The sequence below is a fragment of the Paenibacillus polymyxa genome, from assembly GCF_015710975.1.
Taxonomy (GTDB): Bacteria; Bacillota; Bacilli; order Paenibacillales; family Paenibacillaceae; genus Paenibacillus; species Paenibacillus polymyxa.
In genome coordinates this window covers 2,103,773-2,116,581 of sequence record NZ_CP049783.1, presented here as the reverse complement: position 1 = coordinate 2,116,581, position 12,809 = coordinate 2,103,773, and the positions used below count along the sequence as shown (strand labels likewise).

Genomic DNA, 12,809 nt, shown 5'->3' with positions numbered 1-12,809 from the left:
GCTTCTTTGAGCTTATGGCTTGTGGCGACTTGGCCACTTCCCATTTGCCAAAGAGCGGTTTCTTTTGTTCTTTACATTTTGCTATCAGCTATTTCTCCATCGTTGTGTTCACACCTTGGGATGACGCTCCCCATGTTAATTGCTCCGATGGAAGCTCCGGGAGAACCATGTCCTTGGCAGGCGCAGCCTGATTTGTAGCCGGTCTGGAACAATCCCACACTATCTTGACCAAATATACAAACAACAGCACGTTTAGCAATGATGTCACACACAAAATAATACCGTAATGATCCTGAGAATTGGAGCTATAGAGAATATCAAAGGTGTTCAGGAAAATCGTAAGACTGAATCCACCCGCAAGCCACAAAAATCTGCGATCTCGCAAATACAGGTACGCCAGTACAGCTAACGCGGCCGCAGGGAATAAGTACCGTTCATGCATGCTGGAAGCGAAGGTAAATACACCTGCAATGAGTACCAGTGCAGCTGCTGCTGCGAACTGTGGTTTCCGACTGCGGATATACATCCACCATGTAAACAAAGTCACCAGCACAATGCAGATCATACCCCATGTATGGTAACTGAACAGGAACAGCGTTGTAGTGTCCTGCGTATAATTGCCACCAATGAGTGCGAAGAAGTTATACGCGTTCACCGAAGCATATGGATATTCGCCAACTGTCCCCTTGTATAAATCAAGCAGCCATAATGGCTCCTGCCCCCATGAAAATGGCAATATAACCAGAATAGTTGTCACAACGGCGCCGCCAATGGATAACAGCCAAGGCTGTATTTTGTGCTGTCTCAGCAGCTCGAAGAACAGAACCGGCCCATAAATAATGCCCTGTGGCTTCATCAATACCGCTATCGTAAACAATACAGCGGACCAGCCGATCCGATTTTCCACCAGCAGCACAATCATGCCTACAATCAGCATGGTAAAGAATGAATCTACCTGTCCCCAGAAGGTCGAATTGATAAATACAGCCGGGTTAAACACGTAGAATATGGTCAATCCGAGGCTCACTCCATAGCCGACCCGTTTGCTTGCCAACCGGTACAGCATGTACGCTGTCACGATATCGGCTAATATATTCGGAAGCCGCAGCAGTACGGTCATATAAGGACTGAAGGCATCCATAGAGCCGATTTTACCGATCACATATAAAATATAAATATAGAACGGTGGATAGTCACTGGAACCATTCGTGTAAAAGCCTGACAAGCTATTCGCTGCTGTCGTAGCCCAGTTTCGGAATAGCATTAAGTCCATGTGACCCGAGATCCATGGGGCGATCGCCATTCTTAAAAAGAACCCCACACCCAGCACAGTCCATAGCATCAGTCCCCGGTTACGTTCCCCGAGCTTCCATTCTTGAGCCCGAAAACGGTACGCAATAAACACGAACGCACCGAAGAACAAAGCGGCGAAAATCGCCATCGGAGTAGCATAAGCAGATGAAGAATTTCCATTCCTTCCACCACCCATACCACCGCCTGGACCGCCCATGCCCATTCCAGATCCGTTACCAGACATGCCACCCGGACCTCTGTTGTGCTGTCCGTCTCTAGCAATACCACTGCCGCCGAATGCAGGCGTATCATTCCCGGCCGTTGTGCCTTTGTCACCTGATATCGATGGATTCTCAGTAGTGGAGTTTGTCGTCCCCTGATTCTTGCCGTCAGAGCTGTTCGTCGCATCCGTAGATGCTGAGGACGAATTCTGCTGGTCCTGTCCTACATTTCCTGTTCCACGGTTCCCCGTAGTCTGACCGTCAGAGGAACGTTGCCCCGGTCCTCCCATACCTCCGCCTGGTCCTCCTCCGAACCCGCCGGATGGGCCTTGCCTAACGGCCGCAGACTGAGACGCGGAACTACCTGAGTAACTCCATAACGACACGATACTAACGGCAGCACACAATATGAGACTAAATAGAAGTATATATTTCAGACCGTTCGCTTTCCAAACGTTCAAATCCGATGCACCTCTCTCTGTTTCTATTTTCCTCATATTGTATCTGCCTTAGCTTAGGACTTTGTGAGTTCTGGCTGAATGTTGGCTGAATACGGAATCATCACACTGAACATTGCTGTTCCATCTCCATAATCGCTCTTTCCAGCTGAGATTGTGGATGCTTCAGCATGTTGCCATGACCGGCTGCTAATAGAGATGGATTGAAAGACGCCAGCTTTTTGGCGCTTGCCAGCGAAATTTCCTTGTTCCAGGTAGCTAGTGCCGGAAAAGGAAACAGCGGCTTGAGCCTTCCCGCCACCGCAACACCGCCCCGAGTCTGGAAGGCATCACCTGCAATCAACGCACATGTACGGGTATCCAAAAATCCCATCGAGCCCGGCGTATGTCCCGGTGCGCTGATTGCCAGCAGCGAACCCACATGATCCCCATCCTCCAGTAAAACGTCAGGCTGGGTAAGGATATTCTTCGGCACGCTGCCCCGAATAGGAGTGTCCGGTTCGCCTGCCTCCAACGATACATCACCCTTCAGCAGCCGAGCATCCCGTCTTGAAATGAATACTTGTGTCTCAGGATACTTTGCCTTCAGCTTATCCAACGCACCTACATGATCCCCATGCGCATGGGTAAGTACAATTCGTACAATCGTCTGCCCAATGCGCGCCGCAGCCTGTTCAATACCCTGAGCACTATATGGCAATCCGGCATCGATCAGGGTAAGCCCCTCTTTCTCCTCCACCAAATAACAGTTCACCGGGAACAGCCGGGGCATAAACGTCAATTGATACACATGCTGCACCTGAACGATACGCATTTTATCTCATCTCCTTTTCTTGATCGTAAACTAATTATATTAGTATTATAATTAATATAATTAGTTTTAGGCAAATTTTTTCGTAATATGCCCATCGGAACGTTGGTTTTTTGGTCATACGTAGCGTTAAAGGAAAGGATTATACAAAGCAAAAAGCAGACCCGGAATCCTACCTCTGGGTCTGCCTTTATCCATATTATGCACATGTCTTTCAATTCATTAGCTCTACCGGATGGCCTCAGCAATAGGCGTACTGCCGGACACCAAATCAATCGCACGATGATACGTCTGTTTTTCCTCCAGTGCTGCTACCACCGTTGCCGCTACATCTTCACGTGAGATGGTATGGCTGGTAAGATCTTCACCAGTAGCAACCTTGCCAGTACCCTCATCATCTGTTAGCCCGCCGGGACGAAGAATCGTGTAATCCAGATTGCTCGCTTCCAGCAAGCGATCTGCATAATGCTTTGCCACATAATACGGCTTAATCGATTCGGGCCACTGCTCCCGGTTCTCCGCATGTAGAGCGCTGACCATAATAAAGCGCCGGATACCCGCTTGCTCAGCGGCCTCCATCGCCTTGACTGCTCCATCAAGGTCGATAAGCAGCGTTTTATCCGCTCCTGTTTTGCCGCCGGAGCCTGCCGTGAACACGACAGCATCGCTGCCTTTTATAGCTGCAGCAATTTCATCAACTGTCCCTTCAAGGTCAGCTACTACCGTTTCTGCTCCCAAACGTTCAAGCGCTTCGGCCTGATCCGGTTTGCGAATCAACGCCTTTACGCGATGCAATTCATGTTGCCCCAGTAGGCGAACGAGATGTCTGCCTACTTTTCCATTGGCACCAATCACCAATACGTTCACTCTTATCCCTCCTGTATTCACGGTCTCTCATCTACTTTATACTGATATATTTTACCCTTTGAGTCCAGGACGCAATCATATGGGCTATATCAGATTGAACTCAGTTTTTTTCTGAATGCTCCATATCTCGCTTATGCTGTAACACGCGAAGACCTGCCCAAAAGGTGTCCATCATCACTTCGATACTCCGATCCACATCCACAGGTAAACCAAAACCACCCTTTTGTTCAAGCGAGGCAAAACCATGCAGAAGACTACGGAATCCCCTCGCTGCATGAATGCAATCTGCTTCGTTGAAACCGTAGCCACTGGATAGCACGGTAATGACAAGTTCCGCTACGCGATCCGCTGCATGTCTCAGCTCGGTATCATTTCGGTCGGTTGTATACAGCATCGCTTCATACAAACCAGGTCGCTCGCGCGCATACTGCATATACGCTCTCCCCATAGCAGTCAGCGCATCTTCGCCTGCTCTGCCTACGGCTGCGCTCACCAATGCCTCCTCTAACTTTTCGAGGCTATGTAATGCTAGCACATGACGCAATCCGTTCAACCCGTCCACATGGTTGTACAAAGATGGAGGACGAATATGCAGCTTTTGCGCCAGCGTAGTGAGCGTGACATCTCCCATCCCACGTTCATTGGCAATATCCTCAGCAGCCTTCAGGATATCTTGTAGCTTTACTCCATGTCTAGGTGACATCATCCTGTCCCCTTTCGTTGAATTCCTATGTAAGGTGATTTTCGTACTATACAGACTAAATTCTTATTTCATCTTAACTAATCCTGTTAGTTTATACAAAGAAAGTACCGTTTGCAACAGTTCCAACCTCCGGATTTTTTAAGAGAAGAGCCTATAGGATATTACTGATATAATACAAAGAGATTATAGAGCGGATCTGATATCTTTTCCGATTCCCTGCAAAGGAGCTAACTATATCTATGGAACCCAAGCCACTTCCAGCTATTGAATTCAATCACATCACCAAATATTTCACCGGATCGGGGCAGCAACGTGCTGTCCTGAACGGGATTACAGCAAAGGTCCCTCGCGGAAAAATCACGACACTGGTCGGTCCGTCAGGCTCTGGTAAAAGCACACTGCTTTCATTGTGCAATCTCTTGCTAACATCGGATGAAGGAGAAATCAGCGTCCTCGGCAAGCCTATAACCGAGTGGGAGATCCCTGAACTGAGACGAAAGGTAGCATTGGTTTTTCAAGATGCCCCCATGCTTCAGGGGACGGTCCTCTACAATCTCCAGACGGTAGAGCGGCTGCATGGTACGGTACTGGAAGATCCGGTTGGCCTGTTAGAGCGCGTAGGGCTTACCCGTGACCTGCTGGAACAGAAGGCGCAGGAGTTGTCCGGTGGACAAAGACAGCGCTTGGCCTTGGCACGGACGCTTGCGAACCGCCCGGATATTTTACTACTGGATGAGATTACTTCTGCACTGGACCCCGCCTCAGTCAAAGAGGTTGAGGAACTGCTGCTTCAAATGAACAAAGAAGAGGGAACAACAATGATCTGGATTACGCACCATATGGAACAAGCCCGCAGAGTAGGCCACGAAACATGGCTGATGATTAACGGAAGACTGGTAGAGCAAGCGGATACGGAGACATTTTTCAATAATCCACAGCATAGTGAAACCCGCAAATTTGTAGCAGGAGAATGGGTATGACGATTGTTGCCTTGATTCTCTCTCTTGGTTTTGTATTTATCGCCATCGTCATGTCCAAGTCCTTCAAACTCGGTTTGGACCGAGACATTATTATTGCCACGATCAGAGCATCCGTTCAGCTACTGGCGATTGGATATGTATTGCATTTGATTTTCGGGATGCAAAGCTACGGATTTATCGTATTATTCATTCTGCTCATGATCACTGTAGCTTCTCAAAATGTTGCACGCAAAGGACGGTTTATCCCTCGTCTCATGTGGAAGTCATTCCTGACGTTGCTGTGTGTGGAAATCGTTACACAGGCATTCCTGATTGGCCTGCATATCATTCCGGCAACAGCCCGGTACATGATTCCGATTAGCGGCATGATCATTGGCAGCTCCATGATTTTGTCCAGCCTGCTGGTATCACGGCTCAAGTCGGAAGTCCTGCTGCGCAAGCCTGAAATCATGCTCATTCTCGCACTGGGGGGAACCCCGAGACAAGCCATCTTCCCTATACTGAAGAATTGCATACGTTCCAGTATGATTCCAACCATTGAGGGGCAGAAAACACTCGGGCTTGTTCAGCTTCCCGGTATGATGACCGGACAAATCATTGCAGGTGCCAATCCGATTGTCGCCGTGCGTTTGCAATTGCTCATCGTATTCACTACCATGACCTCTGCCATTTTGACCAGCGTGCTGCTCAGCCTATTCATTTATCCGACATTATTTACCCGCGAGCAACAACTGCGCACAGAGTCCTGGGAGGTCTGATAGAGACGGATGCACCTAGTTATTTACCAACCATTTTCCATATATCAAAATAAAATAGACATGTTTAATTCCTGACACGAAGGTTAATAGATACACGTAGACGCTTTACTAAAATTCGATGAGGAGTGATTGAACATGGCTAACAACAACCAAAATGGCAAAATGAGTCGCGAAGAGGCAGGACGTTTAGGTGGAGAAGCTACTGCTAAAAATCACGACAAAGAATTTTACCAAGAGATCGGCGAAAAGGGTGGCGAGGCCACATCCAAAAGTCATGGCAAGGACTTCTATCAGGAGATTGGTGAAAAAGGCGGCGAAGCCACTTCCAAAAACCATGGCAAGGAGTTCTATCAGGAAATCGGTCGCAAGGGCGGTGAAGCCCGTGGCAATTCGGACCAAAGTGATAGCGACGGGAAAATGAGCAGGGAAGAAGCAGGCCGCAAAGGCGGCGAAGCTCGCGCCCGTCAACGCAAAAATAACTAAAATAGATTAGGATACATTGTCGGTGCAGTTGCAATGCAAAGGCACCGACTGCATAGAATGCGAAGTAAGTGAATGTTTATGTTATAAAAGCCTACCTGCCGGTGTTCCGGTAGGTAGGCTTTTTGTGTGAATAGTTACTTTCATCAAAAGGCCACTTTCAACATCCGATCATACGTCATACAATATACATATTCAGGTTAAATAACCATCCTACATATATTATTTACAAATGAAAGAATGGAATAGTCAGATTCTTTTCTCTTGTCGTCTTACTTATTGTTATAAAAGTGTGCATGCAACTCAAGTCAAATACTCCTGCATTCCGGCTGTTAAGATGGAGTCGAAAGGAGGGAACCCTCGTGTACGAATGGAACGAAATGGTCCAGCTTATGATTGATTGGATTGATAATAATCTTACTTCAGCACCATCATTGTTGAGAATGTCCGACCAGTTAGGCTATTCCCCTTACTACTGTACAAAACAGTTTCATTCTCTAACAGGAATGACGTTAAGGGATTATGTATGGATGCGCAGGATTAGTCGTGCAGCCCTTGAACTCCGGGACAGCAATGTCCGCATCCTCGATGTTGCCATAAAGTATGGGTTTTCTTCACAGGAAGCTTTTACACGAGCATTTGTAAAAGCGTTCGAGGTAACTCCGGCTGTATACCGGAAGGAACCCCGTCCTATTCCTTTAGCCATTCGCGCCGAGGTGTTCTCTCCTTATCATTACCATTTGAAGGAGCGGGATAAGATGGTTAAGGAGCATTTACAAGAAGCCGAAGTCAAAATTGAGCATATACCAGCACACAAATTTATTGGAATCTGGGATACCTCTTCTCGAAACTACGGTGATTTCTGGAGAAACGGCCATAATTGTGATGAAATTTGCGGAACCCTGGAAAGTATGTCTCACCTCAAGCTTCCCGGACAATTAGGTCAAACTGCAGGCTGGTTCTATCAGAATGGTCAGAAGGGCTATCTGTATGGAATACCGGTTGCTGCTGACTACAATGGAGAGATTCCAGCAGGTATGGAGTGCCGAAACATCCCCGAATCAGATTACCTGGTGTTTTTCCATCCACCCTTTAACTATTTAAAAAACAATGGAGATGTTATGAGAGTGGTGGAGGAAAAAGCTTGGAATTTTGACCCAGGCAGTATGGGGTATGCATGGGATGAAGAAACGAAGCAGGATTATCAACGGCATTTCCCTGAGGGATACGGCTACGCAGTGTTACGTCCTGTGAAAAAAAATAAGGGAAAATAAAAACAGTATCATGGTGGACACAATACGTTTTAAATATAGAATAAACCGATCACTGAATCATACAGTTGTCGGTTTATTCTTGATCAGTATTTTTATTTTGCAAGTAACTATCAATGATTTTAACCCAATCTGGTAACAACGCCACATGATGTTTTATCGTTTCACTATCTGATTCTAATACAATCACGCCGTCTGAGCTACTGTTGTCAATTACAATTAAATGATCGATAAGTTTAAGATGTAAGAGCAGATTGTCCAGTGAGGTCTGATGCCTTCTTATAATATCAGCAGTATCAATATGGTGACCCCCATTTCGAACTCGTGCAGCAACTCGCTCGATATTAAGACGATAATCACCAAGACCCACATAAAACATGATGACTTCAAAACCATTTTCTTTTGCCACTCGCATTTGTCGAATCACATTGCCACCAGCAAGTGTCGTCTCTACAGTAAAATCCCGTTTATTTCTTATACAATCCCGCGCTAGTTTAATCGCTTCCTTTCCTGCCGACACTTTGTGTCGATCAGGGTTTTCACGATCAATCCCTCGTGCTAACGCATCTGGATCGATATTAACACTTACACCAAGTTTATCAACGATTAGATTACGAATTGTACTCTTACCACTTCCGTTGTTTCCTGCGAATACAAACATAGTAGCAAACGGCTCACTCATGTTAAAATATCCTGTTCTTTAATTCGTTCGATTTGACCATTACTGTACTCTTTAACAAACTGACCATCCGGCGTTTTGTAGACAATATATGTGCCATTTGCCTTAGCGTCCAGTTTTGCTCTATCTCCAGTTAGTTTGATCAACTTGCCTAGGTCGTGTGTACGATTCATTAGCCATCACCATCCCATTCAAATCATATAACGAGAGTATATCATAAATCGAAAAGCCTGAAAGATTCCAGCTTCACTCAAATCCATGCGAATACCACACAGCTAAAATCGAAACAAGTAAATAGATCAATATATCGCCCTTTTTTTTAGAATAAAGCTACTTTCAGATTTATTATTCGTCTATATCAGCAAAGACGCCCAGAAACCTCTATTATGATTTCATGGCCGCCATTGAAGATGTTAGTTATAATCCCATTAGAAATAATAGGAAATAGATAAACACAGGACAAAAATCAATTGATCCAACAAATTTCTTTTTTACACCCCTGATGAACAAAAAATAGAAACTAAGCTAAGTACGCGGTGATAAGTTGTTAATATCGGGTAGGAGGTATAGGCTATGAAATCCTTTCGCTTTTGGCTGGTCCTAGTCTCTTGTATAGTTATTGCTGTAAATCTTACGGGGTACGACGACTATAATATACTATTGGCTATGATTAGCCCGTTGGTTTGGATGTATGAATCTTTTCAATTTGTGCGAAAAGCACATATCCCTATAGCCGTTGTATACTTTACTACAATAGGTTTCTGGTATCTCATTGGATACACTATCGATCATTTGATTAAAAAATCAAAAAATTAAAATCAATTGAAGTTATTTTCTAAATCATCATCTACCTCCTCAGGCTCGTACTCGACTGTTTTATAGTCAGGTGAAGAAGGAAATGCAGCCTGATTATGCAGTATCTGTAGTATTTTATAAGCATATATATTTTTATTCGGGTGAACTTTCAAGGGCTATATTCTTGCGATAGGATGTCGGCGACTGACCGGACCAGCGTTTGAATTGCCTGCTAAAATGTGCAATATCCCCATAGCCGAGCAAATCAGCAATTTGCTGCACTGACCATTGCGGATCAGCCAGCAGCAGCTTGGCCTCATGCAAGACAAGCTCGGATAGATACACCCGCGGAGATACGCCAAAAACGCTACGGAATACACGATTACAATGAGATACGCTAATACCCAGTTCGGATGAAATACCCTCGATCCCATCCTGTTTTTCCAACGAGCCGGCCTGTCTATAAGGCTGATTGACCCTGCCCTGAAGACGACTGGCAATCTGATGGGCAAGCTCTGCCTGCACATATCCACGCCCTGGCAGATGAGCGGCTTCACTGGATACAGCCTCCCACAACGTTGCGAACAGTTCGAACACAGCAGATTGAATCCGCATACGCTTTGCCACTGAATCACCATCTATACCTTTGTCTTCAAGCGCAGAAAGACCGAGCAGCTTGCCTAGCGCTGGTCCCATCTGCTTCGCTACTGTGCCATCCGCTGGAAAAAGTACTTGCTCCAAACGACTCAGGAGCGAAAGAAACAATTTATCATCAATGTCGAAATGCATGCAAAAATACGTAAACCCCTCCCCGTTACTACGGCTGGAGTGGATAACTCCCGGGCGCAAGAGCATCAGATCCCCCTGTCGCTGAATATAGCTGCGACCATCCACAACCATGATCTGCTCTCCCGCAAGCACGATGTTAATTTCATATTGCGGATGTTCATGTGGCGGATAGCTCCACTCTCTTCCGACACTTCGTGTATGAATGGCAAACAGATTGACCGTAGTCCGCACATCGGGAAAGAAGAATTCCTCTCCGGCGACCGTAAGGTCTGGATCATGGGGTCGCTTTGGCAAACGTGGTGACGGCATGTTCTCCCTCCTGGCTTACATATATCGATATACTCCAGTATATCGTTTCCAGCGCGATTTGGATAAATAGTTGAGCGATTTGACAATGGTTCCTCGGCACATGTCATGCTAGGCTCTAATTGAAGTTAGTCAATGTTAAATTTTATCATGAAAGGGGTTTCAATATATGTCGAAAAATATATTTTATAACACGCAGCATGCACCTATCGGTTCATTCTCCAGCTTTACACTCGGGTTTAAGGGTAACCGCGGCGGACTCGGCCTGGAGCTGGGCAAGCCTGCTGATGAAAATGTATACATCGGGCTGCAATCCAGGGATGGCGGATCATATGAGGCGCTTCCCTTTTTTGCATCCATACAGGATGAAAGTACCCGTTATGATGTGGAGAAAAAGGATAAAAAAACGGAGCCTCTACTCGTTGCCTTTGCCGATCAGGACATCACCCGTGAGCTAAAAGCAGGAACCGATACATGGCAGGCAGGCGATTTGACATTCCGGCTGTACTCTCCCGTTCGCCCGGTACCCGAGCCGGGAATTGCCGGCATAGATGAGCTGCGGGCAGCGTTGGTTCCGGCAGTATTTGCTGAGCTAACGATCGATAATACACAGGGTGCTACTGCACGGAGAGCCTTTTTCGGCTACCAGGGCAGTGACCCGTATAGCGGCATACGCATTATAGGAGAAGATCCACGCAGGGACGCTATGGATTCTACCCGATTGAAGGAAAGACTCACAGGCATCGGTCAAGGACGAAGCACTGCTATTGTGACCAACAGCAGCGAAGCGGTACCTGCCAGCGGATTTGCGATGGAGAAGCTACTTGGGGAGGCCATGGCTGATAACTTATCCTTTGGCTTAGGTGCAACGGGTGCGCTCCTGATGGACGTTCCCGCAGGAGAGAAGCGCACGTATGCCTTCGCTATATGTTTTTATCGCGGCGGCATTGTGACAACAGGTATCGAAGCATCATATTACTATACCCGACTGTTCAAGGATATCGAAGACGTGGGAAGCTATGCGTTGAAGCATTTTACCAACCTAACCGCAGCCTGTGTTCAGGCGAACGACTGGATCGAATCGGCGAGCTTGAGTCTGGATCAGAAATTTATGCTCGCTCAGGCCATTCACAGCTATTACGGCAGCACTCAATTGCTCAGTCAGCAAGAGGATGGCGAACCGATCTGGATTGTGAACGAAGGCGAGTACCGAATGATGAATACACTCGATCTGACGGCAGATCAGCTTTATTATGAATTGATTTTGAATCCATGGACGGTGCGCAACGAGCTGGAGTGGTTTGTCCAACGGTACAGCTATCGGGATGAAGTACGCTTCCCGGGGGAGGAACAGGCCTATCCCGGTGGGATCACGTTTACACATGATATGGGCGTGGCCAATGTGTTCTCCCGGCAAGGGTATTCCTGTTATGAACTGGCAGGGATTGACGACTGCTTCTCTTACATGAGCCACGAGGAACTGGTGAACTGGCTTTGCTGCGCCACGGTATATATCGAGCAGACACAGGATCAGTCATTTACGACACGTATGCTGCCTGTCTTGTGCGACTGCTTCGAAAGCATGCTGCGGCGGGATCATCCAGATCCGGCACAGCGAAACGGCTTAATGGGCCTGGATAGCTCAAGAACCCAGGGAGGCGCAGAAATTACGACTTACGATAGTCTAGATGTATCCTTGGGTCAGTCCCGCAATAACATTTATTTAGGCAGCAAATGCTGGGCGGTATATGTTGCGCTTGAAAAGATATTTGCCTCAAAGGGGCTTAACTCCCTTTCACAGGAAGCTGGCTCACAGGCAGACAAATGCGCAGCATCGATCACCGCTCACATGACAGACAAGGGCTATATCCCTGCAGTCATTAAGGAAGGCAACGACTCACAGATTATTCCTGCCATTGAAGGGCTGATCTTCCCCTATTTTACAGGATGCGAGGATGCGCTTGAGCCTGATGGGCGGTTCGGTGAATATATCCAAGCACTTCGACGCCATTTGCAAACCGTACTGGTACCAGGAGTTTGTCTATTTGAAGACGGAGGCTGGAAGCTATCCTCGACCAGTAACAACTCCTGGTTGAGCAAAATCTATCTGTCTCAGTTTATTGCCCGTGAGCTGCTGGAACTGCCTTGGCAGGAAACGGGGCAGGCGGCTGACGCAGCCCATGTTTCATGGCTCCTCCATCCTGAAGAATCCTATTGGTGCTGGAGCGACCAAATGCTCTCCGGCATTGCCCACGGCAGCAAATATTACCCACGCGGGGTTACCGCTATTTTGTGGCTGTATGAAGGCAAAGGGAATCGGTTTACCCTCCCTCAGCATATGAGTCAAGATGAGAAGCAGCATGTCTAAGACGAACGAACCCTCACTCGCCCAAAGGAG

12 protein-coding genes are annotated in these 12,809 nt (G+C 46.9%); 5 read left to right on the top strand and 7 right to left on the bottom strand.

The features are described from left to right. Positions 1–88 precede the first annotated feature (88 nt). The 4 genes from G7035_RS09520 to G7035_RS09505 form a co-directional block, all read right to left on the bottom strand. Entirely contained in the window at positions 89–1,804 is a 1,716-nt protein-coding gene (locus G7035_RS09520) for a glycosyltransferase 87 family protein (protein ID WP_019688948.1), read from the bottom strand. 271 nt (positions 1,805–2,075) lie between these two features. Beyond that, complete coding sequence (locus G7035_RS09515; protein ID WP_019688949.1) at positions 2,076–2,786, bottom strand: MBL fold metallo-hydrolase; 711 nt, start codon at positions 2,784–2,786, stop codon at positions 2,076–2,078. A 225-nt stretch (positions 2,787–3,011) separates the two neighbouring features. Continuing rightward, the gene (locus G7035_RS09510; RefSeq protein WP_016822668.1) at positions 3,012–3,650 is read right to left on the bottom strand and encodes an SDR family oxidoreductase; all 639 of its coding nucleotides are present in this window, start codon (positions 3,648–3,650) and stop codon (positions 3,012–3,014) included. A 100-nt stretch (positions 3,651–3,750) separates the two neighbouring features. Then, a complete protein-coding gene (locus G7035_RS09505; RefSeq protein ID WP_019688950.1) occupies positions 3,751–4,353 on the bottom strand; it encodes a TetR/AcrR family transcriptional regulator in 603 nt (200 codons plus the stop codon). Positions 4,354–4,592: 239 nt separating this feature from the next. Here G7035_RS09505 and G7035_RS09500 point away from each other — a divergent pair, with 239 nt between their 5' ends. From G7035_RS09500 to G7035_RS09485, 4 genes are all read left to right on the top strand, one after another. After that, positions 4,593–5,333, top strand: a complete 741-nt coding sequence (locus G7035_RS09500) for an ABC transporter ATP-binding protein (RefSeq protein ID WP_019688951.1) — start codon at positions 4,593–4,595, stop codon at positions 5,331–5,333. Continuing rightward, positions 5,330–6,091: an ABC transporter permease gene (locus tag G7035_RS09495; protein ID WP_019688952.1), complete on the top strand. Its 762-nt coding sequence runs from the start codon at positions 5,330–5,332 to the stop codon at positions 6,089–6,091. Before G7035_RS09500 ends, G7035_RS09495 begins: the two co-directional genes overlap by 4 nt. Before the next feature lie 135 nt (positions 6,092–6,226). After that, complete coding sequence (locus G7035_RS09490) at positions 6,227–6,574, top strand: KGG domain-containing protein (RefSeq protein ID WP_013373683.1); 348 nt, start codon at positions 6,227–6,229, stop codon at positions 6,572–6,574. Positions 6,575–6,933: 359 nt separating this feature from the next. Beyond that, positions 6,934–7,845: an AraC family transcriptional regulator gene (locus G7035_RS09485; protein WP_019688953.1), complete on the top strand. Its 912-nt coding sequence runs from the start codon at positions 6,934–6,936 to the stop codon at positions 7,843–7,845. Positions 7,846–7,918: 73 nt separating this feature from the next. Here the strand turns inward: G7035_RS09485 and G7035_RS09480 are convergent, their stop codons facing one another. The 3 genes from G7035_RS09480 to G7035_RS09470 form a co-directional block, all read right to left on the bottom strand. Continuing rightward, positions 7,919–8,524: an ATPase gene (locus G7035_RS09480; protein WP_016822662.1), complete on the bottom strand. Its 606-nt coding sequence runs from the start codon at positions 8,522–8,524 to the stop codon at positions 7,919–7,921. Further along, a complete protein-coding gene (locus G7035_RS09475; protein ID WP_016822661.1) occupies positions 8,521–8,694 on the bottom strand; it encodes a hypothetical protein in 174 nt (57 codons plus the stop codon). Before G7035_RS09475 ends, G7035_RS09480 begins: the two co-directional genes overlap by 4 nt. A 775-nt stretch (positions 8,695–9,469) precedes the next feature. Next, on the bottom strand, positions 9,470–10,414 hold the full coding sequence (locus G7035_RS09470; protein ID WP_019688955.1) for an AraC family transcriptional regulator: 945 nt from the start codon (positions 10,412–10,414) through the stop codon (positions 9,470–9,472). Between the two features lie 166 nt (positions 10,415–10,580). On the opposite strand from G7035_RS09470, the gene G7035_RS09465 reads away from it, so the two are divergent. Beyond that, the gene (locus tag G7035_RS09465; RefSeq protein ID WP_019688956.1) at positions 10,581–12,779 is read left to right on the top strand and encodes a glycoside hydrolase family 52 protein; all 2,199 of its coding nucleotides are present in this window, start codon (positions 10,581–10,583) and stop codon (positions 12,777–12,779) included. Positions 12,780–12,809: the final 30 nt, after the last annotated feature.